Source organism: Streptomyces sp. NPDC091271, assembly GCF_044757505.1.
In the GTDB taxonomy this organism is placed as follows: Bacteria; Actinomycetota; Actinomycetes; order Streptomycetales; family Streptomycetaceae; genus Streptomyces.
In genome coordinates, this window is sequence record NZ_JBIVVD010000007.1 from 474,233 (window position 1) to 496,086 (window position 21,854).

Here is a 21,854-nt window from a genome sequence, read left to right on the forward strand (position 1 = left end):
CCCTCAGTCGTCCGGCCGCAAGGCGTTGATGAGCAGCAGGGCGATGTCGTCGGTGCCGGGCGTGGCCCGCTTCGCGTACCGCACGAGCGTGTCGGCGACGGACTCCATGTCCTGCTCCAGGGCCAGGGCGAAGTGCGCGGCCAGTTCGGCAGTGGCGTCGTCGAAGTCCACGCCCGGCGCCTCCACGAGCCCGTCGGTGTACAGGGCGAGCGCGGCACCGGGCGGCAGCGGAATCTGCGCCGTCGGGTAGCGGGCCGCGGGTTCGATGCCGAGGAGGAGGCCGGGCGGCAGGTCGAGGACCTCGGTCTGTCCGTCCGGCTGCCGCATCAGCGGTGCGGGATGGCCCGCGGTGGCCAGGCAGGCGTTGTTCCTGGCCAGGTCGAGGTGCACGTAGAGACAGCTGGTGAACAGGCCGGGGTCGAGGTCGGTGAGCAGCCGGTTGGTGCGTGCGAGGACCTCGTCGGGTGGCGCGCCGGCAGACGCGTGTACGGCGGTGCGGACCTGTCCCATGAGCGCGGCGGCGTTCTCGTTGTGCCCCTGCACGTCGCCGATGGCCGCGGCGGCCGTCGTGTCGTCGAGCCGGATCAGGTCGTAGAAGTCCCCGCCGACGCCCATGCCCCGGGTCGACGGGAGGTAGCGGGCCGCCACGTCCAGACCGGTGATCGCGGGCAGGCTGCGGGGCAGGAGGTGCGCCTGCAGGCTGTGCGCGAGGCGGTCCTTGGTGTCGTAGAGGCGGCCGCGGTCCAGTGCCTGGGCCAGCAGACCCGCGATCGACGTCAGCAGGGCGCGTTCCTCGGGTTCGAAGGAGTGCGGCCGGTCGTAGGCCAGGACCAGGGAGCCGACCGGGCGACCGGAGACGATCAGCGGGAGGAAGGCGCAGGCAGCCACCGCGTTGCGCAGGCGGGCCGAGGGATAGGCGCGCTCCAGGTCGGCGAAGGTGGGGTAGAAGTCGGGGATGCCCGTCATCAACACATGCGCGGCGGGAGTGGGCGAGGTCAGGGGCGCACCGTCGAAGCGGTCCATGAGCGAGGGGTGGCTGCCCCGCCCGCCCTCGACCCGCAGCCGGCCCTCCGCCGACGTCATCATCACGAGGGTCTGGATCCGGAACGCGGGCATCACCTGGTCGCCGGCCAGCTCGATCACGTCCTGCGTGCCCACGGCCTCGGTGAGCGTCGCCGCCAGATGCATCAGGTGGTACAGGGCGGTGGCCCGGCTCGGCACGCCCGAGGAGGGAGGAAGAGCCGGCGCCGGAACGTTCGCGGGGCCCGGCTCCGTGGTCGGCAGGATCCGGACGCTGATGCCGGTGGCGGTCGGGAAGAGGTGGAAGGCCAGCCACTGATCAGGCGGCCGGACCACGGTGAAGCTCGTCTGCTGCCGGCTGATGACGGCAGCCCGGTAGTGATCCTCGACGGCGGGATCGTGCAGCCAGGGGAGCGACACCCAGGGCAGTGTGCCGCACACGTCCTCCGCCCGGCTTCCCAGCAGTGCCGCGGCGGCATCGTTGAGGTAGGTGACGGTCCCGTCGAGCGCCAGCGCACAGCTACCGCCGGGCAGCCTCTGGACGAACTCCGCGGCCTCCGCGGCCTCCGCCGGGTCCGGCTCGGGAGGCTCCGGCGGAGGCAGCACCCGTGGCAGGGCCCCCGGGAGGACCGGGTAACCACTGCTCTCCGCCTGGTGCAGGAGCAAGCCGATGCCGTGGCAGCCTCTGACGACGGCCTCGCGCTCGGCGGGCGTCACCTGCGGGGGATGCGAACCGGGCCACAGGAGCACCAGTCCGCCCCGCTCGGCGGAGGCGGTACGGATGGGGGCGGCCGCGAGCGCGAACTGGTACGGCAGCACGAGCGCGGCGCGCGGATAGCGACGAGCCAGTTCCTCCTGACTGCCGAGCCAGATCAGGCACCGCAGGCGTACGGCGTCCGCCACCGGCATCGGCGCGGACAGCGGGACCCGGGTCCACGGGTCGGCCAGCTGGCCCGGCACCCCCGCGAGTACGGCCAGATGCAGCGTGGTGCCGTTCCGCGGCAGCAGGTACATCATCGCCACGGACGCACCGGTCTCACGTACGACATGGGCGACGGCGCTGTCCAGCAGCTCCGTGCCCGAGCCTGTCGCGGCGACAGAGGCGGCATGATCCTGCACGCCTTCCAGCGTCCCCCGTGACAGGCGCCCGCGCACCCGCTGGCGGACGCCGGACGTGTGGGCCCGCACCGCACGCAGGAGGGCCCGGATGCTGGGGAGCATCCGGGCCCTCGTCGATCTGCGTTCCGCGTGGCTACGGGAGCTGCGCCGCCCGTGCCTCACGTCGGTTGTCACGGAAGGTGTTCACCCGCCGCGCCGTGGCGAAGAGCGGGATCACCGCCCCCAGGACGACCTGGAGCGCACAGCCGGTCTGGAGGAGCAGCTGGCCTCCGGGGGCGTCGAACGCCCACGCGGCGAGGAGCCCCATCGCGGCCACGATCCAGCTGAGCATCGCCACCGCGAGGACACCCCGCGGCTTCGGGTACTCGACCCGGCTGACCATCAGCCACGCCACTCCGACGATCGCGAGCAGCGTCGGCACGAAGGGGAGCTCCAGGAGCACGATCGAGACGACCGTGAGCGCTCCGAAGGGGCTCGGCATGCCCTGGAACATGCCGTCCTTCAAGGTCACGCACGAGAACCGCGCAAGCCGGAGCACCACCGCCAGCAGCACCACGATCGCCGCGAGCGCCGACACCCGCTGGTGTGCGTCGTCCGCGACCATTCCGTACACCAGCACGAAATATGCCGGAGCGAGGCCGAAGCTGATCAGGTCGGAGAGGTTGTCCAGCTCCGCACCCATCGGGGAGGAGCGCAGCTTGCGCGCCACGAGTCCGTCGAACAGGTCGAACACGGCCGCCATGAGCATGAGGATCACCGCGGTCGCGGCGGAGTGCCTGGCCATGCCCGACTCGTCGCTGCCCGTGAGGTGCGGGATGAGGATCCCCGTGGTGGTGAAGTACACCGCCATGAAACCGCACGTGGCGTTACCGAGGGTGAGCGTGTCCGCTATCGACAGCCGCATCGAGAGCGGCATGTCCTCGGCGTCGTCCTGGTCCTCCGCCTCGGGCACCCAGCTCGCCTGGGTGTCAGGATCAATCACGGTCAATTCGGGTCACCCCCGCGGTCGTGGCCTGGCCGACCTCGACCGCGACATCGACACCTTCCGGAAGGTAGATGTCCACGCGCGAGCCGAAGCGGATCAGACCGATGCGTTCGCCCTGCTCCACCTTCGTGCCCTGCGGGATGTAGGGGACGATGCGACGGGCGACCGCTCCCGCGATCTGCACCATCTCGATGTCGCCGAGCTCGGTGTCGAAGTGCCAGACAACGCGCTCGTTGTTCTCGCTCTCCTTGTTGAACGCCGGGACGAACCCACCCGGGATGTGCTCCACGGAGGTCACGGTGCCGGCCAGGGGGGCCCGGTTGACGTGAACATTCAGCGGGCTCATGAAGATCGCGACGCGGGTGCGCCCGTCCTTCCACGGCATGATGCTCTGCACCACACCGTCGGCCGGCGAGATGACGCGGCCCTGGGTGATCTCGCGCTCGGGGTCGCGGAAGAACCACAGCATGCCCGCCGCGAGCGCGGTGGTGGGCACGGCCACGGCCGCCCAGCGTCCGGACCTGCGGGACCGGGCGAGGCTGAGGGCCGCGGTGGCGACGGTCGGGAGGAGCCACGGCGATGCTCCGCGCGCAAGGCGGACCCCGCCGCGGGATGCAGAGATTTGGCTGTCGGGCATGGATGACCTTCGTAGCGGATGATGCCGCGCTGGCAACGGGGGGACGGCGGCTTTCCGGCGATGCTATCGGGTGCGAGCGGCAACTGGGCAAGCCAGCAGCCGAGTCGGACAGCTGAAAGGCTCCCGACGAGGTTGACCGGGTGTGATGTTCTTCGCCACCAAATCACCTCGTAAGGGACATATCAGCCCTGGAACCGGTACTCCTCGAGCAGCCGGCGACCGATGATCATTTTCTGGATCTCGGCGGTACCTTCACCGATCAGCAGCATCGGGGCCTCACGGTAGAGGCGCTCGATCTCGTACTCCTTGGAGAAGCCGTAACCGCCGTGGATACGGAAGGCGTCCTCGACGACTTCCTTGCAGTACTCGGAGGCGAGGTACTTCGCCATCCCTGCCTCCAGGTCGTTCCGCTCCCCGGAGTCCTTTTTGCGTGCCGCGTTCACCATCATCGCATGCGCCGCTTCGACCTTGGTGGCCATTTCAGCCAGTTTGAACTGGATCGCCTGGTGCTGGGCGATCGGCTTTCCGAAGGTCTCGCGCTGCTGGGCGTACGAAACGCCCAGTTCGAACGCACGTTGTGCGACGCCACAGCCACGCGCGGCGACATTCACGCGCCCGACCTCGACACCGTCCATCATTTGGTAAAAACCTCGGCCCGTCGTGCCGCCCAGCACTCGATTGGCCGGAATGCGCAGTCCGTCCATGATGAGCTCGGTCGTGTCGACGCCCTTGTAGCCCATCTTGTCGATCTTCCCCGGGATCGTGAGACCCGGACGGACCTCGCCGAAGCCCGCCTCCTTCTCCACCAGGAAAGTGGTCATCGACTTGTGCGGGGCGGTGCCCTCGGGGTGTCCTTCGTCACTCCTGCAGAGGACTGCGACCAGCGTGGACGTGCCGCCGTTCGTCAGCCACATCTTCTGACCGTCGAGGACGTACTCGTCGCCGTCCTTGACACCCTTGGACGAGATCGCGGAGACGTCGGAACCGAGCGCCGGCTCGGACATCGAGAACGCGCCCCGCACCTCACCCAGCGCCATCCGCGGCAGGAAGGTGTCCTTCTGCTCCTGCGTGCCGTGCTGCTTGAGCATGTAGGCCACGATGAAATGCGTGTTGATGATGCCCGACACACTCATCCAGCCCCGGGCGATCTCCTCGACGCACAGCGCGTACGTGAGGAGCGACTCGCCCAGACCGCCGTACTCCTCCGGGATCATCAGCCCGAACAGGCCGAGTTCCTTGAGTCCTTCGACGATTTCCGTCGGATATTCGTCGCGGTGCTCCAGCTGGGTCGCGACAGGAATGATCTCCTTGTCGACGAAATCCCGGACCGTGGAGAGAATCTCCTGCTGGACGTCCGTCAGACCGGCGGTCTGTGCGAGTCGGCTCATGGCTACTTCTCCACGTTCTTGCTCGTCGGCTGATCGATCTCGGGGCGGCCCGGCTGCTCCCCGCCGCGCTCCTTGATGTACGTCTCGGTGGGGACCATCACCTTGCGGCGGAACACGCAGACCAGCGTCCCGTCCTGCTTGTAGCCCTTCGTCTCGACGTACACGATCCCGCGGTCGCTCTTGGACCTCGACGGCGTCTTGTCGAGCACGGTCGTCTCGCCGTAGACCGTGTCACCGTGGAAGGTCGGTGCCACGTGCTTCAGCGACTCCACCTCCAGATTGGCGATCGCCTTTCCGGAGACGTCCGGCACCGACATGCCGAGCAGCAGCGAATAGATGTAGTTGCCGACGACGACGTTCTTCCCGAAGTCGGTCGTCCTCTCGGCGTAGTTGCTGTCCATGTGCAGCGGGTGGTGATTCATGGTCAGCAGGCAGAAGAGGTGGTCGTCGTATTCGGTGACCGTCTTTCCGGGCCAGTGCTTGTAGACGGCACCGACCTCGAACTCCTCATAGGTGCGTCCGAACTGCATGTCAGGCCTCCGGGGCTTCGAACTTGGAGGTGCGCCGCATACCGGCGGCGCGGCCCTTGCCCGCGATGACCAGGGCCATCTTGCGGCTGGCCTCGTCGATCATCTCGTCGCCGAGCATCGCCGAGCCCTTCTTGCCGCCCTCCTCGGAGGTGCACCAGTCGTAGGCGTCGAGGATGAGCTCGGCGTGGTCGTAGTCCTCCTGCGAGGGCGAGAACACCTCGTTCGCCGCGTCGACCTGACCGGGGTGCAGCACCCACTTGCCGTCGAAGCCCAGCGCCGCCGCACGGCCCGCGACCTCGCGGTAGGCGTCCACGTCGCGGATCTGCAGGAACGGCCCGTCGATCGCCTGGAGGTCGTGCGTGCGCGCCGCCATGAGGATGCGCATCAGGATGTAGTGGTACGCGTCCGCCGGGTAGCCGGGCGGCTGCTGGCCGACGACCAGGGTCTTCATGTTGATCGAGGCCATGAAGTCGGCCGGGCCGAAGATCAGGGTCTCCAGGCGGGGCGAGGCGGCGGCGATGTCGTCGATGTTCACCAGGCCCTTGGCGTTCTCGATCTGCGCCTCGATGCCGATCTTCCCGACCTCGAAGCCCATCGTCTTCTCGATCTGGGTCAGCAGCAGGTCCAGCGCGACGACCTGCTGCGCGTCCTGGACCTTGGGCAGCATGATGCAGTCGAGGTTCGGGCCCGCGCCCTCGACGACCGTGATGACGTCGCGGTACGTCCAGTGCGTCGTCCAGTCGTTGACCCGCACGACACGGGTCTTGCCGCTCCAGTCACCGTTGTTCAGGGCGTCGACGATGTGGTGCCTGGCGCCCTCCTTGGCCAGTGGCGCGCAGGCGTCCTCCAGGTCCAGGAAGACCTGGTCGGCCGGCAGCCCCTGGGCCTTCTCCAGGAACCGCGGGTTCGAGCCCGGCACGGCCAGACAGGAGCGGCGCGGGCGCAGACGGTTCACGGGCTGGGTCATGCGGGGACCTCCAGAGGGTCGAGCTTGTTCGCTTTCCGGATCTCGTCGACGATACGGCCGATGATCTCGGTGATGCCGAAGTCCTTCGGGGTGAAGACGGCGGCTACGCCGGCTTCGATGAGGGCGTGCGCGTCGGCGGGGGGGATGATGCCGCCGGCGATCACCGGGATGTCCGGCGCACCGGCCTCGCGCAGCCGGTGCAGCACGTCCGGCACCAGCTCGGCGTGCGAGCCGGACAGGATGGACAGACCGACGCAGTGCACGTCCTCGGCCAGCGCGGCGTCGGTGATCTGCTCGGGCGTCAGCCTGATGCCCTGGTAGACCACCTCGAAGCCCGCGTCCCTGGCGCGTACGGCGATCTGTTCGGCGCCGTTGGAGTGCCCGTCGAGGCCGGGCTTGCCCACCAGTAGCCGAAGTCGTCCGACGCCCAGGTCCCCGGCGGTGCGGGTGACCTTCTCGCGGACCAGGGCGAGCGGTGTCCCCGCCTCGGCGGCGACGGCCACCGGCGCGGAGGAGACACCTGTCGGCGCCCGGAACTCGCCGAACACATCGCGCAGGGCCCACGCCCACTCACCCGTGGTGACGCCGGCCCGTGCGCACTCGACGGTCACCTCCATCATGTTCGCGGTGCCCGCCGCGGCCTTCTTCAAGGCCGTCAGCGCCTCGGTGGCGCGGGCCTCGTCGCGGTTGTCGCGCCACTCGTGCAGGGCCGCGACGACCCGGGCCTCGTTCTCGGGGTCCACCGTCATGATCGCGGCGTCGAGGTCCGCGGTGAGCGGGTTGGGCTCGGTCGTCTCGTAGATGTTGACGCCGACGATCTTCTCCTCGCCGCCCTCGATCCGCGCACGCCGCGCGGCGTGCGAGGAGACGAGCTCCGACTTGAGATAGCCGGACTCCACGGCGGCCATCGCGCCGCCCATCTGCTGGATCCGGTCGATCTCGGCCAGCGACTCGGTCACCAGCTCGTCGACCTTGGCCTCGACGACATGCGAACCGGCGAAGATGTCCTCGTACTCCAGCAGGTCGCTCTCGTGCGCGAGCACCTGCTGGATACGGAGCGACCACTGCTGGTCCCAGGGGCGCGGCAGCCCGAGCGCCTCGTTCCAGGCCGGCAGCTGCACCGCCCGGGCGCGGGCGTCCTTGGAGAGCGTGACGGCCAGCATCTCCAGCACGATGCGCTGGACGTTGTTCTCCGGCTGCGCCTCGGTGAGCCCCAGGGAGTTGACCTGTACGCCGTAGCGGAACCGGCGCTGTCTGGGGTTCGCGATGCCGTACCGCTCGCGCGTCACCTGGTCCCAGATGCGGCCGAAGGCGCGCATCTTGCACATCTCCTCGATGAAGCGGACCCCCGCGTTCACGAAGAAGGAGATGCGGGCGACGACGTCACCGAACTTCTCCTCCGGCACCTGGCCGGAGTCGCGCACGGCGTCGAGGACCGCTATGGCCGTCGACATGGCGTACGCGATCTCCTGGACCGGAGTGGCTCCCGCCTCCTGCAGGTGGTAGCTGCAGATGTTGATCGGGTTCCACTTCGGGATGCGGTTGACCGTGTACGTGATCATGTCGGTCGTCAGCCGCAGCGACGGGACCGGCGGGAAGACGTGCGTCCCGCGCGACAGGTACTCCTTCACGATGTCGTTCTGCGTCGTGCCCTGGAGCTTGTCCGGGTCCGCGCCCTGCTCCTCCGCGACCACCTGGTAGAGGGCCAGCAGCCACATCGCGGTGGCGTTGATCGTCATCGAGGTGTTCATCTGTTCCAGGGGGATGTCCTGGAACAGCCGTCGCATGTCACCGAGGTGCGAGACGGGCACGCCGACCCGGCCCACCTCGCCGCGGGCGAGCACGTGGTCGGGGTCGTAGCCGGTCTGCGTGGGCAGATCGAAGGCGACCGAGAGACCCGTCTGGCCCTTGGCGAGGTTACGCCGGTAGAGCTCGTTGGACGCCTCGGCGGTCGAGTGACCGGCGTACGTCCGCATGAGCCACGGCCGGTCCTTCTGACGTTCGGTCATGGTGGACCTCAGACGTTACGGAAGCGGTTGATGGCGTCGATGTGCTGCTCGCGGAGCTCCGTGTCGCGCACGCCCAGGCCCTCACGGGGCGCCAGCGCGAGCACGCCGACCTTGCCCTGGTGCAGGTTGCGGTGCACGTCGTACGCGGCCTGGCCGGTGTCCTCCAGGGAGTAGACCTTGGAGAGCGTCGGGTGGATCTTGCCCTTGGCGATCAGCCGGTTCGCCTCCCACGCCTCGCGGTAGTTGGCGAAGTGTGACCCGATGATCCGCTTCAGCGACATCCACAGGTAGCGGTTGTCGTACTCGTGGTTGTAGCCGGACGTCGAGGCGCAGGTGACGATCGTGCCTCCCTTGCGGGTCACGTACACGCTGGCGCCGAAGGTCTCGCGGCCCGGGTGCTCGAAGACGATGTCCACGTCCTCGCCGCCCGTCAGTTCACGGATGCGCTTGCCGAAGCGCTTCCACTCACGCGGGTCCTGGTTGTGCTCGTCCTTCCAGAACCTGTAGTCCTCGGCGTTGCGGTCGATGATCGCGGTGGCGCCCATCTTCCGGCAGATCTCCGCCTTCTGGTCGCTGGAGACGACGCAGATCGGGTTGGCGCCGCCGGCCAGCGCGAACTGCGTCGCGTAGGAGCCGAGTCCGCCACTGGCGCCCCAGATCAGCACGTTGTCGCCCTGCTTCATGCCGGCGCCGTTGCGCGAGACGAGCTGGCGGTACGCGGTGGAGTTGACCAGGCCCGGGGACGCGGCCTCCTCCCAGCTGAGGTGCTTCGGCTTGGGCATCAGCTGGTTCGACTTGACGAGTGCGATCTCGGCCAGGCCGCCGAAGTTGGTCTCGAAGCCCCAGATGCGCTGCTCCGGGTCGAGCATCGTGTCGTTGTGGCCGTCGGAGGACTCCAGCTCCACCGAGAGGCAGTGCGCGACGACTTCGTCGCCCGGCGTCCAGGCGTTGACGCCGGGCCCGGTGCGCAGGACGACGCCCGCGAGGTCGGAGCCGATGACGTGGTACGGGAGGTCGTGGCGCTTGCTGAGGTCGCTGAGCTTGCCGTACCGCTCCAGGAACCCGAAGGTCGAGACGGGCTCGAAGATCGACGTCCACACGGAGTTGTAGTTGACCGAGCTGGCCATGACCGCCACCAGGGCCTCGCCCGGGCCGAGCTCGGGAACCGGCACGTCCTCGACGTGGAGGGACTTGCGGGGGTCCTTGTCGCGGCTGGCGACGCCGGCGAACATCTCGGCCTCGTCCTTGTGCACGGTCACCGCGCGGTACGACTCAGGGATGGACATGGCCGCGAAGTCCGCGGCTGAGCTGTCCTGCGATTGGATCGCGTCCAGGATTTCCTTCACGGTGTGCCTCCGGCGGAGCAGTGTCTCGGGAACGCTTGGCGGTCCCTGCGATCGGGTCGGGGAGCGGTGCGGTGTGGAGGTGTGCCGTCGGTTCGGCGGGTGGTGCTGTGTGCCTGCTCGGTGGAGCAGAAGGGGGTGCCTGTGACGCAGGCGTCCGGGCGCGCGGACACGTGGTCTGCGGGGACAGCCGGCGTACGAGAGATCTCTGCACGCCGGCCGCCCGGACACCTTCAACGTATGGCACTGCGTGACAGGTGACAAGGCACCCAGTGCCAACAATTTCTCTCAGTTGTCATCTCGTAGGCACGCATGAGCAACATCATGGTTGGTATGTCTCATTGCTCCGCCTTTTGTGGCGGCTACGGCGCGGTGCGGTACACGTACGGCGTCGTCGTGCTCAGGGCCGTGAAGCCGAGCCGCCGCAGGATCGGGGCGGACCGGTCCGTCGCGTCGACCTGGAGGAAGCGGTAGCCGAGCCCGGCGGCGACACGGGCCCGATGGGCGATCAGGGCGCGGTAGATCCCCCTGCCCCGCCATTCGGCCGCCGTACCGCCGCCCCAGAGCCCGGCGAAGCCGGTGCCGGGGTGCATCTCCATCCGGGCCGAGCTCACGGGCTCGTCGCCGACCAGGGCGACCACCGCGACGAACGTGGCCGGTGGGGCGTCGGCGAGACGGGCCAGGGTCTGATGGCGCAGCCGTGAACCGTCGGTGCCGAAGGCCAGCTCATGGGCCCGGACCATGAGATCCACCCCGGCTGCGTCGGTCACGTTCCGCAGCCGCACTCCCTCGGGGAGGGCTACCACCCCGGCCTGGTCCGCGACCGGCGCCACCAGCAGCGTCTCGGGCGGCTCCGGCTCGAACCCGGCCGCGGCGAGAAGGGCGCCCAGGCCGGGCGGGCCGTCATGCGCGTACAGCTTCCACTCGAACTCGCCGGCACCCCGGGCGGTGTAGTGCTCCACCTGCGCCGCGATCTCCGACCCCGCGCGGGCGGGGGAGAGGTCCGGAGCCGTCCACACGACGCCGTTCCAGTCGTCCGGGCCACCGGTCTGCCGTACGACGTCACCGACCCGCTCGACGTGCGTGCCGGGGCCGTCCGGGCGGGCGTGCTCGCGCATCTCGCGGTCGAAGAGGGCCAGCATCTCGTCAGGTTCCATGCGCGCATCCGAGCACTCCCTCCCCGGCCCGGCCACCGGGTTTCTCCCGACGGTGCGTCAACCGGCGGCCGTGGGGCAGATGAAAGTGATCTTGATATGACCGCAACGGACAAGGGGTGGGGTACGCGATGGGTATACAGACGCGCAGAACGGCCCGGAAGGGCCGCAGGCGTGAATTCGACGTCAGGCGGACGGCGTTCGGCTTCGCGTTCCTCGCGCTCCTGATCTGCGGCGCCGGACTCGCGGTGCGCACGGCCCTCAGGAGCGCCGAACGGCACCCGGTGGTCGCCGTCGTCTCGGCCGTCGCGCTGGTGGCCGCGGTCGTGGTGCTCCTGCGCCTGCGCCGCAGCCGCAGGACGGCCGCCAGGGCCGCGGCGGCAGCCGTCGAGACCGCCTACGAGGTCGTGGACGCGGCCCTGGAGGAGCTGCCGGAAGCCGACGCCGTGCCGCCGCGCCCCGAGCCGGTGCGGACGGTCGACTACGCGGCCATGGACCCGTACGACTTCGAGGAGGCCGTGGCCGCGCTGTGCAGGCGGGACGGCTGCCTGGACGCCGAGGTCGTCGGAGGGGCCGGAGACCTGGGCGCCGACGTGGTGGGCACCACGCCCGACGGCCGCCGCCTGGTCGTGCAGTGCAAGCGGTACACGAGCGACAACAAGGTCGGCTCGCAGGACCTCCAGCGCTTCGGTGGTACCTGTTACGCGGTGCACGGCGCCGAGGCGGCCGTCGTCGTCACCACCGGCGAATTCACCGATCCGGCTCTCGAGTACGCCGAGCAGTGCGGCATCGTCTGTGTCGGTCTCGACGGGCTCACCGCGTGGAGCGAGGGCGCCGCGCCGCCCTGGTACGCGAGCGCGTCCGTCCAGCCCGCCGAGGGGTGAACCCCGCCGGGGCCGGGCTCAGTGCTCCTTCAGCGCCTGCTGGATCGTGCGCATGATCTCGTCGAGCGGCGCGTCGGTACGGGCCACGGTGACCAGCACCTCGCCCTCCCTGGACACCGAGGCCGCAGGGGCCTTCCCGGTCTCGCCCCCCACGGTCCGCCCCGCCCCGATCCCCGTGCCGAAGGTCTCCCGCACGATCGCGAACGCGTGGTCGAGCTGGGACTCCACGTCGCCCTGCCCGTCCGCCCGAAGCCAGCGCCGGAGCACATGGTTGTGCGCGGTCACGACGGCGGACGCGGCGACCTCGGCGAGCAGCGGGTCGTCATTGCCCACCTGGTGGTCACGCTCGTCGAAATGGCCCAGCAGATAGCGCGTGAACAGCCGCTCGTAGCGGGCCACCGAGGCGATCTCGGCCTCGCGGAGCGTGGGCACCTCACGGGTCAGCTTGTAGCGCGCCACGGAGACCGCCGGCTTCGCCGCGTACATCTTCATGACCTCCTTGATGCCGCGGCACACGGTGTCGAGCGGGTGCTCGTGCGCGGGAGCGGCGTTGAGGACGGCCTCGGCCCTGACGAGGGTGTCGTCGTGGTCCGGGAAGATGGCCTCCTCCTTGGAGCGGAAGTGGCGGAAGAACGTACGCCGGGCGACCCCGGCCGCCCCCGCGATCTCGTCGACCGTCGTCGCCTCGTACCCCTTCGTCGCGAACAGTTCCATGGCCGCTGCGGCCAGTTCACGGCGCATTTTGAGTCGCTGGGCGGCCGCCCGGGTGCTCGCGGCACTCTCAGGGGCGTCCGCCGAGGCGGAGGAACGAGGGGACTTGGCGGGTTGGGACATGAGGTGAACGTAACCCATCGGCGCAGGGGAGTGCGCCTGTGGGGGCGGGTCGCCCGAGGGTCCCAGCAACCCGCCCCACCCCGCCCCGACGTCAGCGGCGGGCATATTCGCGGAAGCCGCGCCCCGTCTTGCGGCCGAGGCAGCCCGCGGCCACCAGGTGCTCGAGCAGCGGCGCCGGGGCGAGGCCCGGGTCGCGGAACTCGCTGTGCAGAACCTTCTCGATGGCGAGCGAGACGTCCAGGCCGACGACGTCCAGGAGCTCGAAGGGGCCCATGGGGTAGCCGCCGCCCAGCTTCATCGCCGCGTCGATGTCGTCGAGCGTCGCGTAGTGCTCCTCGACCATCTTGATCGCGTTGTTGAGGTAGGGGAACAGCAGCGCGTTCACGATGAAGCCCGCCCGGTCACCGCAGTCGACCGGGTGCTTGCGCACCTTCACGCAGACCTCGCGGACCGTGGCGTGCACGTCGTCGGCGGTCAGCACCGTGCGGACCACCTCGACCAGCTTCATCGCGGGCGCCGGGTTGAAGAAGTGCATCCCGATGACGTCCTCGGGACGCGAAGTCACCCGGGCGACCGCCACGACCGGCAGCGACGAGGTGGTCGTCGCGAGCACCGCACCCGGCTTGCAGACCTTGTCCAGGGTCTGGAAGAGCTCCCGCTTGATCTCCAGGTCCTCGGCGACCGCCTCGACCGCGAGATCGACATCGGCGAAGGAGTCCAGGGAGCCCGCCGGGGTGATCCGGGCGAGGGTCTCGTCCCGCGCCTCCTCCGTCAGCCTTCCCTTGGAGACGGAGCGGCCCAGGGACTTGGCGATCCGCGCCTTGGCCGTGTCCGCCTTCTCCTGGCTGCGCGCGGCGAGGACCACGGTGTACCCGGCCTTCGCGAAGACCTCCGCGATGCCCGAGGCCATCGTCCCCGACCCGGCCACCCCCACCGAGGAGACCTCGCGCCCGGTGACCGCGCCCGCGCTCTCCACCGGGGTCAGGGCGTCCGGCACCACGGTCTGGCCGCCCGGGGCGTCGTAGGTGTAGAAGCCCCGGCCCGCCTTGCGGCCGGTCAGACCGGCCTCGCTGAGCTGGCCGAGCACCGGCGCCGGCGCGTGCAGCCGGTCGTGGGACGCGGCGTACATGGCCTCCAGCACCGTGCGGGCCGTGTCGATGCCGATCAGGTCGAGCAGCGCCAGGGGGCCCATCGGCAGCCCGCAGCCCAGCTTCATGGCGGCGTCGATGTCCTCACGGGAGGCGTAGTTGGCCTCGTACATCGCCGCGGCCTGGTTGAGGTAGCCGAACAGCAGACCGTCCGCGACGAAACCGGGGCGGTCGCCGACCGCGACCGGCTCCTTGCCCAGTTCACGGGCGAGCCGGGTGACGCTCTCCACGGCGGGCGGGGCGGTCAGTACGGAGGAGACCACCTCGACGAGCTTCATCGCGGGCGCCGGATTGAAGAAGTGCAGGCCCAGGACACGCTCGGGGTGCTGCGACTCGGCGGCCAGCCGGGTCACGGACAGGGCGTTCGTGCCCGTCGCGAGGATCGCGGTGGGGGAGACCACCGCGTCCAGCTCCCGGAAGACCTGCTGCTTGATCTCGTACGTCTCCGGCACGACCTCGATGACCAGCTCCGCCTCCGCGGCGGCCTGGAGATCGGAGAACGTACGGAACCGGGCGAGGACGTCGCGCCGCTCCTGCTCCGTGATCCGCTCGCGGCGCACGGCACGCTCGGTGGAGGCCTCCAGGGTGGCGACGGCCTGCCGCGCGGCGGCTTCGTCGATGTCGATGCCGATGACCTCGCGGCCCGCGCGGGCCAGGACCTCGGCGATGCCGGTGCCCATGGTGCCGAGGCCGACGACGGCAATGGTGGTGAGCGGGGTGTCCATCACGGGACTCCAGGGTGAGTGACGACTGTGAGGAGCACGGCGGCGCGCAGGGTCGGAATCAACCGGCGCTCGGTGTGCGGGAATTGCGTGTCGTGGTGCACGGTTCCGGGCGCTCTGGGCGCACCGGGGGGAAGGGTGACGGACTCTGTCCCGGAGCCACGTCTCACGAACTGCCGAACCGACAAGCACTCCGGGTGGCTGCGTCACCAGGCCACTGGAGCCGGCGGGTGTGTGTCCCGCTCACCTGAGCTTAACCGGCGAGTAACGAGCGCGCCAGCCCTGGCGGCCTGTGCACTGGCACACAGTTCGCCGACCACAGTGCGTTCACCACTCTAAACTCAGCGTCATGGATGAGGAGTTCCGCTCGCTTACGGACAGGCTCGGGGACGAGGCCGGTCAACCGGAGGTTCTTCGCCGGCTGATCACCACCGAGGACGACGAGGAGCTGGCCCTGGTCCTCATCGAGCGCGAACGCCCGCTGTGGGCCCGCGAGATCGCGGCGTTCCGGCTCGGCTGCCGGGGCGACCGCCGGGCCTTCGAGGCGCTGGTCCTCCTCCTCAACCACCGCGACCCCGAGCGCTGCGTCTCCGCCGCGCACGCCCTCAGGCTCCTCGGCGACCCCCGGACCCCGAGAGCGGCCGCCGCGCTCGCCACCAACAGCATGCGTACGGCCTACGCCCTGCATCCGGTGCGGCTGCTGACCGCGCTGCGCGCACCCGAGTCGGTGCCCGCCCTGGTCAGCACCCTGCACCGGCTGCTGACCCCCGACGAGCCGCACTGGCGCGTCGCCCTCGCGTGCGTCGAGGGACTGGGGAGCCTGGGTGACGGCCGGGCCCGCCCGGTCCTGGAGGCGGCCCTTCCGCACCCCCGGCTCGGCATGGCGGCGGCGGAGGCGCTCAGGCGGCTGCCGGCGAGGTGAGGGGCGCATGGTCTGACCCATCACCGCCCGGCGGCCGCCAGCGGAGCCAGGAAGGGGCTCGGCGGGCCGTGTCAGAAGATGTCCAGACTGTCGCGGGCCCGGGTGGTGGCGACGAACAGCAGCGAGCGTGCCTGCTGGACCTCGCGCCTGTAGCGCACCGGATCGGTGCTACGCCTCCGGTTCACGTCGTCCCTGGGGATCAGCCCGTCGCTGACCCCGGTGACGATCATGCGCTGGTACTCGGCTGACAGTCGGGATGCCCGTTCAGGGATTCCGCTGTCCTGCTGTGCCGAGCCATGTTGCGCTCACTGCGCGTTGGCGGACCTCGGCGCGGCTATCCGAGAATCTCGTCGTTGGAATCGAACTGATGTTGATCAACAGGGAGTGCCGGGAAGTAGTCAGTCTCCGCTCGCCCTGTGAGAACGGCCAGAAGGAAGGACGCGCACCGAGCGTCATGGTGTTCCCACAACGGCCCACGGCCCTCGTTGAACATGACCGTCCAATCGTCCGGCTCCTGTCCCGGCTTCACCAGCCAATACAGCATTGCCCCTGTGCCCTCGATGTAGGCCCGGGGCAGTACCTTCGTACCGGACTCCTGGAGCTGAGCAGGCCTGGGCTCGACCTCCCACAGCTTCTCGAGGGTCTCGTCCCTTTCGGTTGCTTGCGCGAGCAGCTCGTAGTCGTCGTCCGGGCAGGCAGGATCCAGAAGCCAGATCGTCTCGTCGAAGACGCCTCCCCCGTACGTCTCGACAAGCTGCCGGTAGTCGCCGGCAGCGCGGTGCCGAGTGCCCGCTCGACGGCCTGCCAGTCCCGGGACCGGCCTGGACCGGAAGGCGCGACGAGTTCGGTGAGGCGTTCCACGGCGGGGTGCATGATCGTCTCTATCTGTACCAGGTCAGACGCGTTTGGCGACGTACAGGACAGTGACGATGTTGGTGTTGCTGCCGCCTTCGTAGGGCGTGAAGCTGAAGCCCTTGTCGCTCCGGCCTTCGATGGTCAGGCCGATCGGTACGACGTCGGTGGGGTCGTTCGTCCGGTAGACGGGCGTGACGGAGTACCTGATGGGGCGCGCCGAGCAGACCGGTCTTGTTCAGCTTCTTGTTCGCCCGCCCCTACCCGCATTCGCCGGGCTCTTCCTGCGAGAACCGGTGGAGGCTCGTCTGTGGTCACCGGCCAGTTCGGCATCGATTCGTTCAGTCAGCTGTGGGCGTTCTCCCATGCCTCGCGGATCGCGGCCGGAATGCGTCCGCCGACGGATACTTGGTGACCGTTGGCCCGAGCCCATTCCCGAATGGTCTCGCTGTCGACGGGCGGCCGGGCCGGGGCCTGTGGTGGGGCCCACAGCGTGGGGTCCGAGGGGACGAATGCCGTCGTCGGTTCGAGGACGTCCTTGGGGAACTGGGGCACGGATGTCTCACCGCTCAGTACGGAGACGAGGAACTCGGTGAGGGTCCCGTCGTAGGTGAACCACCGAGGCCCGCGGGCTTCGTTCACGGCGACACGCCAGGCGTCCGGGGCAGTCCGTGGTTCAGTGATCCAGAAGAGGTGCTCTCCGTTGTCGGTGCCGCCCATCGGCAGGAGTTGCCGGGGGTCGTACGGAACAGGGTAGGTGCCTCGGTCGTGGTCCAGCTGCAGCTGCTCGCGGATCCTGGCGGGCATCGGGCCGGTGAGGTCGACCCATTCAGTGACCCCGTCGGGTTGGTAGATGCGCAAGTAGTCGGCGAAGGACCCCGGGCCGTAAGTGGATGCGAGCCGCTTGTAGTCCTCGGGAAGCGGCACACCGAGAACGCTCTCGACCTGGTGCCAGTCGATGGGGCGGCGGCGCCTCGCCTCTTCTGGTGGCGGGCAGAGTCGGGTCAGGGCGGCGAAGTCGGTCACTGGATTCCTCTGGCGCGTCGATTCAGCTGATCTGCGTGGTCAAGATTCTCGAACTGCTTGTCGAGGTGGAAACCACCTGATCCATTGGTTCACAGCTCGGCCCAGACCGTCTTGCCGGGTGCGCCGATCCGTGGAGTGACACCCCAGCGGGTGGCCAGGTGTTCGACGAGGAGGAGCCCGCGGCCGGTCTCGGAGTCCGGGGGTGGGGTGGTGGGCCGACCGGTGCCGGCGGGGCGGCGTTCGGTGCGGGTGTCGGTCACCTCGGTGCGGATTACCTCCGCTGTCACGGTCAGTCGTACGCGGAAGTCGCGTCCTGGGACGTGGCCGTGCTGCACGGCGTTGGCGCAGAGCTCGCCTGTGATGAGCGAGAGCGTCTCGTGGGCGGGGGAACGGTAGGGGATGCCCCAGGCGTCCAGCCGTTCACCTACGAGCAGCCGGGCGAGGCGGGCACCGCGCGGGGTGGACGTGAAGCGCATGACGAACTCGTGGCCGGTGTGCGGTGGCGCGCTCTTGTGCGAGGCGGTGGGGGAGGGAGTCATGGGAGTGAGGTTGGCGGGAGCGACACCCCGCCCACCAGCAGCAACGCTTGTACGGGGGCCGGTTGTACAGGCTGCAAGGGCTTGCGTACGCCCCTGACAGGCAGGGGGCTTTTTCGGGGGAGCGGATCGCATTCGGGTACGCAGCGTGAGTGCTGTGCGTAGTTTTGTGACGGACAGAGGGTGCGCGGTGGACGTGGTGGGGTGAGCGATGGCGGAGACGGAACGGGACGACGGAGCCGTGGGATTCCTGCGGTGCTTCGGGATGCAGCTGAGGCTGCTGCGAGAGCGAGCGGGCCTCACGCGGGCTGAGTTGGGGGCGCGACTGGGGTACGGGGAGGATCAGATCGCCTCGGTGGAGCTGGGGCGGCGCATCCCGAAGCCGGAGATGATCGACCGGGCGGATGAGGTGCTGGGGGCGGGCGGGCTGCTTATCGCGATGAAGGCTGAGGTTGCTCGGGCGCGGTATCCGTCGTTCTTCCAGCGTGCGGCCAAGCTGGAAGCGGAAGCGGTTGAGCTGCACGCTTATGTCGCACATGCGATGAAGGGACTCCTGCAGAGCGAGGAGTATGCACGGGCCGTGTTCAGGCAGTGGCGACCGCTACTGGACGAGGAAGTCATTGATCAGAGGCTTGCGGCGCGCATGGAGAGACAGGAAGTTTTCAGTCGGCGACCGGCACCAAACATCAGCTTCGTTGTCGAGGAAGCCGTGCTTCACAAACGAATTGGTGGAGTCGACGTCTGGCGTGGGCAGTTGGAGCAGTTGCTGCTGATCGGACAAAAGCGAAACGTGGAGATCCAGGTGATGTCACTGGAGCGCGGTGAGCATGCCGGGCTGGCGGGGCCCTTCACCTTGATGGAAACCAGGGACGGGCGGAGAGTCGCCTACACGGAGGTGCAGAGCGACGGCCGCCTGCACACCGAGCGGAGTAGGGTCCGAGAACTGGAGGCTACGTACGGGACCATTCGGGGGCAGGCCTTGGCTCCGCAGGAATCGATGGTCTTGATCGAGAAGTTGTTGGGAGAAGCATGAGTGTGGATGGAGCTGGCCGCTACGCGGTCGAGCTTGCCTGGTTCAAGAGCAGCTACAGCGCCGGAGATGGAGGTGACTGTGTGGAGGTGGCCTTGGCCTGGCACAAGTCCAGCTACAGCAGCGAGGAGGGCGGCGAGTGTGTTGAGGTAGCTGACTGCCCGCACGCTGTCCACGTTCGCGACTCGAAGGACATCACACGCCCCGGCCTGGCCCTCGTCCCGTCGGCTTGGACCACGTTCATCGGATTCGCCCGCGGGGTGTGAGGCGGGCTGGGCGGTGCCTTAGCCCGCCCGGCGCGTCAACCCCACCTGGTCAGCTCAGCCACGAAGTCGTCGTACGAGCGGTTGCTGCCCTGAGGTTTGGCGAGCAGCCCTCGCTCGTACGCCGCCTTAGCGATCAACGCGCCGTCGCTCTCGCGGAACGTGGGAGAGCCGAGCTTGCCCTTCAAGGTCTCCTTGGGGTGCTTGAGCATCCCCCGTAGCTGAGCCGGCACCTTCCAGCGGGGGCGGACGTGCGGGAAAGCGCCAGGGAAGAGGAGTAACCACGCCTCCGACTCCCAGGCCGCCAAAGCGAGTGCCGCATCGCAAGGGCTCTGGCGCGCGAGCTCTTCGGACAGAGTCCTGCGTACGGTGCGGTAGCGGTTGTCCGTGAAGCCGTCCAGGTCTTCGTGGACGGCCAGACCGACCAGCGGGCCGCGCTGCTGGAGCGCCTTACCGTTCCTATTCAGTGAGCAGGAGTGAGTCTTGTACCCATTCTTGCTCGCTGCGGACATCCCGAACGGTTTTGGGTGTCCTGGTCGCCCGCGTTCTCGCCGCGTCCGGTGGCACGGATCGTGTCCGTGGTCCGGGGATGCGGGGGCGGGGTCCCTCACGCCCTCGTGCACGCCGGTCGGCCTGGACGGTCCGATGCCCGTGCACATCACTCTGGTGTGCACGGGGCAGTGCCGTCCGACGCCGGATCGGGTGTCCGAGGGCGCGTCGCCCGATCGCGATACCGGCGGCATCGTGACGGGACATTCTGCGGCGGGGCGTGGTCAGCGGTTTCTGCCAGTGCTGACCACCCCACCTCGAGGTGTAGGCCGGATCGACCGCCACAATGGCCAGACCATGTTCTGCTGCCATGGATACGAGCCGGGACTTGAGCCTGCCGGTCGGGATACCGGAGATCAGCTGCCGGAACCGTTTCCTACGGCCGTGCTTCTCCCGCGTCTTCTCGGCGCTGAAGTCGAGGTCCTCGACCGCGATCGCACCCACACCGGTATGGCGGGCCCAGTGCAGGAGGCGGGTGAGGGCGTGGCGCAGTTGCGCGTCACGGTGGTGGGCGGTTCCGGTCAGGTCGTAGGGGAAACGGTGGGGTTCGCCGACCGGGTTGCCGTGGAGGTCGAGGCGGTAGGCGGCGAAGTGGTCGGCGTTGGTATCGACCCCGATCACACCCTGGGCCAGGGCCGCTTCCATGGGAATGGTGAGCACGGTGGGGCGTTGCCAGGACGCGGTCAGGTACCAGCGGCCCCTGGTGGTGTCGTAGTGGATGCGGTAGGCGACGGCCCGGTTCGCTTCGACACGGTCGGCCCACTCCGCACCCCGATGCGCGAAGCCGATGGTTGAGGTGAGGGTGTAGCGGCCGTGCTTGGCGTTGGCGAGGTGGGCGAGTGGGGCGGGCAGTTTGATGCTGACCTGGCCGTCCAGGGTGACACGGATCGTCTCGTTCCCGTACCGCTTGCCCGACTCACCGTCCGCCGCCAGGAACCACCGCTCCACCTCCCACCGCTCCCGCCATTCACCTTCGGTGAGCCCTGCCTCGGCGAGATGGTGGCGGGTGTTGAACAACCGCTTCCCGCCCCGGACCACCCGTACCCGCCCCGCCTGCCAGTCCGTTACCGCAGCGGCATGGCGGGCTTCCAGGGCTTTGAGGCGGCGGGACTTGTGGAACCACTCGCTCCGGGACCGGTAACCACCCGGCCCGCGCTTCGAACCCGCCGCTCCGATGGGAAGCGACAGGCGGTGCCGCAGCACCTTGATCCCAGCCTCAAGGCTGCGGATGTGTGCGGTTTGGGAGCGCCGGGCGAGTGCCCACTGATCATGCGTCGCCTTCGTGATCGCCCCCGCGATCCTGGACGACGACACCTTCGTCAGCTCCCGCTTCCGCGTAGCCCAGGTATCAGCACCATGGTTCGGGCCGTCCGCGCACCGGGCCTTCAGGTCACGGGAGGCAAGCGCACCCTGATGGGCTCCAACAACCCGCAACACGTGTACGTCCTGCGAGGTGAGGTGCTTGAGACGGTCCCGCACCGCCACCCCCGAAGGGCCCGGGGCCACGAACGACGCCGCCAACTCCCGCACACCACCCACTGATGGCCACACCCTCCGCCCGCCAACCGCTGAACAGCCCGTCACCCGACACAACGAGCCACCACCACCAAGGTCACCCATTCGACCCCAGAACTCCCGTCCCCACCCTCACCCACCGCGCCACCGGACTCACTCCCGGACACCCCAACGCACTTGTGCACACTCAACCGACAGCAGCTCAATACCCTTGGCCTTGCCAACCAGCGTGCTTACGGCTGTGGCGAGTTCGCGCCCGGTCTTCTTCTTCAAGCGCACCGGGTCGTTGATGCGCACGATCTTCGCCGAGCCCAGGTTCGGGTGGTGCTGGCGGATGATCGACGCCAGGACGTCGCAGTCGTTGGCGTCTTCACCCGCGAGCACGATGACGCCTCGGCCCTGGCGGGGGATGAGCGGTGCC

General features: G+C 69.0%; 20 protein-coding genes and 1 pseudogene. 4 read left to right on the forward strand and 17 right to left on the reverse strand.

Translation table 11 applies throughout. From position 1 onward, the window contains the following. Positions 1-3 precede the first annotated feature (3 nt). The 9 genes from ACIQM3_RS29250 to ACIQM3_RS29290 form a co-directional block, all read right to left on the reverse strand. The gene (locus ACIQM3_RS29250; protein ID WP_401629480.1) at positions 4-2,139 is read right to left on the reverse strand and encodes a SpoIIE family protein phosphatase; all 2,136 of its coding nucleotides are present in this window, start codon (positions 2,137-2,139) and stop codon (positions 4-6) included. A 133-nt stretch (positions 2,140-2,272) separates the two neighbouring features. Continuing rightward, entirely contained in the window at positions 2,273-3,091 is an 819-nt protein-coding gene (pssA, locus tag ACIQM3_RS29255) for a CDP-diacylglycerol--serine O-phosphatidyltransferase (protein WP_401629806.1), read from the reverse strand. Positions 3,092-3,113: 22 nt separating this feature from the next. Continuing rightward, the gene (locus tag ACIQM3_RS29260) at positions 3,114-3,761 is read right to left on the reverse strand and encodes a phosphatidylserine decarboxylase (RefSeq protein WP_104783882.1); all 648 of its coding nucleotides are present in this window, start codon (positions 3,759-3,761) and stop codon (positions 3,114-3,116) included. 182 nt (positions 3,762-3,943) lie between these two features. Next, positions 3,944-5,149, reverse strand: coding sequence for an acyl-CoA dehydrogenase family protein (locus tag ACIQM3_RS29265; protein ID WP_401629483.1), 1,206 nt, complete (start codon positions 5,147-5,149; stop codon positions 3,944-3,946). A gap of 2 nt (positions 5,150-5,151) precedes the next feature. Beyond that, complete coding sequence (locus ACIQM3_RS29270) at positions 5,152-5,679, reverse strand: MaoC family dehydratase (RefSeq protein WP_401629485.1); 528 nt, start codon at positions 5,677-5,679, stop codon at positions 5,152-5,154. 1 nt (position 5,680) lies between these two features. Then, positions 5,681-6,646, reverse strand: a complete 966-nt coding sequence (locus ACIQM3_RS29275) for an HpcH/HpaI aldolase/citrate lyase family protein (protein ID WP_401629488.1) — start codon at positions 6,644-6,646, stop codon at positions 5,681-5,683. Next, positions 6,643-8,655, reverse strand: a complete 2,013-nt coding sequence (locus tag ACIQM3_RS29280) for a protein meaA (protein WP_401629491.1) — start codon at positions 8,653-8,655, stop codon at positions 6,643-6,645. The genes ACIQM3_RS29275 and ACIQM3_RS29280 overlap by 4 nt, the downstream gene beginning before the upstream one ends. 8 nt (positions 8,656-8,663) lie before the next feature. Then, positions 8,664-10,001: a crotonyl-CoA carboxylase/reductase gene (gene ccrA / locus ACIQM3_RS29285; protein WP_401629494.1), complete on the reverse strand. Its 1,338-nt coding sequence runs from the start codon at positions 9,999-10,001 to the stop codon at positions 8,664-8,666. Between the two features lie 359 nt (positions 10,002-10,360). After that, positions 10,361-11,155, reverse strand: coding sequence for a GNAT family N-acetyltransferase (locus ACIQM3_RS29290; protein ID WP_401629497.1), 795 nt, complete (start codon positions 11,153-11,155; stop codon positions 10,361-10,363). A gap of 128 nt (positions 11,156-11,283) precedes the next feature. On the opposite strand from ACIQM3_RS29290, the gene ACIQM3_RS29295 reads away from it, so the two are divergent. Next, positions 11,284-12,036: a restriction endonuclease gene (locus ACIQM3_RS29295; RefSeq protein ID WP_401629499.1), complete on the forward strand. Its 753-nt coding sequence runs from the start codon at positions 11,284-11,286 to the stop codon at positions 12,034-12,036. Positions 12,037-12,054: 18 nt separating this feature from the next. Here ACIQM3_RS29295 and ACIQM3_RS29300 read toward each other — a convergent pair whose 3' ends face one another. Both ACIQM3_RS29300 and ACIQM3_RS29305 read right to left on the reverse strand, forming a co-directional pair. After that, entirely contained in the window at positions 12,055-12,870 is an 816-nt protein-coding gene (locus ACIQM3_RS29300) for a TetR family transcriptional regulator (protein WP_401519082.1), read from the reverse strand. A 91-nt stretch (positions 12,871-12,961) separates the two neighbouring features. Then, positions 12,962-14,743: a 3-hydroxyacyl-CoA dehydrogenase family protein gene (locus ACIQM3_RS29305; protein ID WP_401629501.1), complete on the reverse strand. Its 1,782-nt coding sequence runs from the start codon at positions 14,741-14,743 to the stop codon at positions 12,962-12,964. A gap of 346 nt (positions 14,744-15,089) precedes the next feature. Here ACIQM3_RS29305 and ACIQM3_RS29310 point away from each other — a divergent pair, with 346 nt between their 5' ends. Then, positions 15,090-15,662, forward strand: coding sequence for an adenylosuccinate lyase (locus ACIQM3_RS29310; RefSeq protein ID WP_401629504.1), 573 nt, complete (start codon positions 15,090-15,092; stop codon positions 15,660-15,662). Between the two features lie 71 nt (positions 15,663-15,733). On the opposite strand, the pseudogene ACIQM3_RS29315 reads toward ACIQM3_RS29310, so the two are convergent. The 3 genes and pseudogenes from ACIQM3_RS29315 to ACIQM3_RS29325 form a co-directional block, all read right to left on the reverse strand. Further along, positions 15,734-15,904: pseudogene (locus ACIQM3_RS29315) on the reverse strand (DNA helicase); the annotation flags it as partial. Between the two features lie 955 nt (positions 15,905-16,859). Continuing rightward, positions 16,860-17,540: a histone-like nucleoid-structuring protein Lsr2 gene (locus ACIQM3_RS29320; RefSeq protein ID WP_401629507.1), complete on the reverse strand. Its 681-nt coding sequence runs from the start codon at positions 17,538-17,540 to the stop codon at positions 16,860-16,862. Between the two features lie 89 nt (positions 17,541-17,629). Next, positions 17,630-18,079 (reverse strand): ATP-binding protein, encoded by a 450-nt coding sequence (locus tag ACIQM3_RS29325; protein WP_401629510.1) that lies wholly within the window; start codon positions 18,077-18,079, stop codon positions 17,630-17,632. A gap of 208 nt (positions 18,080-18,287) precedes the next feature. On the opposite strand from ACIQM3_RS29325, the gene ACIQM3_RS29330 reads away from it, so the two are divergent. Further along, positions 18,288-19,109: a helix-turn-helix domain-containing protein gene (locus ACIQM3_RS29330; RefSeq protein ID WP_401629512.1), complete on the forward strand. Its 822-nt coding sequence runs from the start codon at positions 18,288-18,290 to the stop codon at positions 19,107-19,109. Next, complete coding sequence (locus ACIQM3_RS29335; RefSeq protein ID WP_401629515.1) at positions 19,106-19,372, forward strand: DUF397 domain-containing protein; 267 nt, start codon at positions 19,106-19,108, stop codon at positions 19,370-19,372. Before ACIQM3_RS29330 ends, ACIQM3_RS29335 begins: the two co-directional genes overlap by 4 nt. Before the next feature lie 35 nt (positions 19,373-19,407). Here ACIQM3_RS29335 and ACIQM3_RS29340 read toward each other — a convergent pair whose 3' ends face one another. From ACIQM3_RS29340 to ACIQM3_RS29350, 3 genes are all read right to left on the reverse strand, one after another. Continuing rightward, a complete protein-coding gene (locus ACIQM3_RS29340; protein ID WP_401629518.1) occupies positions 19,408-19,581 on the reverse strand; it encodes a hypothetical protein in 174 nt (57 codons plus the stop codon). Between the two features lie 247 nt (positions 19,582-19,828). Continuing rightward, a complete protein-coding gene (locus ACIQM3_RS29345) occupies positions 19,829-21,457 on the reverse strand; it encodes an IS200/IS605 family accessory protein TnpB-related protein (protein ID WP_401629520.1) in 1,629 nt (542 codons plus the stop codon). Between the two features lie 129 nt (positions 21,458-21,586). After that, positions 21,587-21,817, reverse strand: a complete 231-nt coding sequence (locus tag ACIQM3_RS29350; protein WP_401629522.1) for a hypothetical protein — start codon at positions 21,815-21,817, stop codon at positions 21,587-21,589. Positions 21,818-21,854: the final 37 nt, after the last annotated feature.

Excerpts from the sequence above, each read along its gene's own strand:
- ACIQM3_RS29260 (WP_104783882.1), bottom strand. The coding sequence starts at position 3,761 with ATGCCCGACAGCCAAATCTCTGCATCCCGCGGCGGGGTCCGCCTTGCG.
- ACIQM3_RS29265 (WP_401629483.1), bottom strand. The coding sequence starts at position 5,149 with ATGAGCCGACTCGCACAGACCGCCGGTCTGACGGACGTCCAGCAGGAG.
- ACIQM3_RS29270 (WP_401629485.1), bottom strand. The coding sequence starts at position 5,679 with ATGCAGTTCGGACGCACCTATGAGGAGTTCGAGGTCGGTGCCGTCTAC.
- ACIQM3_RS29275 (WP_401629488.1), bottom strand. The coding sequence starts at position 6,646 with ATGACCCAGCCCGTGAACCGTCTGCGCCCGCGCCGCTCCTGTCTGGCC.
- ACIQM3_RS29280 (WP_401629491.1), bottom strand. The coding sequence starts at position 8,655 with ATGACCGAACGTCAGAAGGACCGGCCGTGGCTCATGCGGACGTACGCC.
- ACIQM3_RS29290 (WP_401629497.1), bottom strand. The coding sequence starts at position 11,155 with ATGGAACCTGACGAGATGCTGGCCCTCTTCGACCGCGAGATGCGCGAG.
- ACIQM3_RS29295 (WP_401629499.1), top strand. The coding sequence starts at position 11,284 with ATGGGTATACAGACGCGCAGAACGGCCCGGAAGGGCCGCAGGCGTGAA.
- ACIQM3_RS29300 (WP_401519082.1), bottom strand. The coding sequence starts at position 12,870 with ATGTCCCAACCCGCCAAGTCCCCTCGTTCCTCCGCCTCGGCGGACGCC.
- ACIQM3_RS29305 (WP_401629501.1), bottom strand. The coding sequence starts at position 14,743 with ATGGACACCCCGCTCACCACCATTGCCGTCGTCGGCCTCGGCACCATG.
- ACIQM3_RS29310 (WP_401629504.1), top strand. The coding sequence starts at position 15,090 with ATGGATGAGGAGTTCCGCTCGCTTACGGACAGGCTCGGGGACGAGGCC.
- ACIQM3_RS29325 (WP_401629510.1), bottom strand. The coding sequence starts at position 18,079 with ATGACTCCCTCCCCCACCGCCTCGCACAAGAGCGCGCCACCGCACACC.
- ACIQM3_RS29330 (WP_401629512.1), top strand. The coding sequence starts at position 18,288 with ATGGCGGAGACGGAACGGGACGACGGAGCCGTGGGATTCCTGCGGTGC.
- ACIQM3_RS29335 (WP_401629515.1), top strand. The coding sequence starts at position 19,106 with ATGAGTGTGGATGGAGCTGGCCGCTACGCGGTCGAGCTTGCCTGGTTC.
- ACIQM3_RS29340 (WP_401629518.1), bottom strand. The coding sequence starts at position 19,581 with ATGCTCAAGCACCCCAAGGAGACCTTGAAGGGCAAGCTCGGCTCTCCC.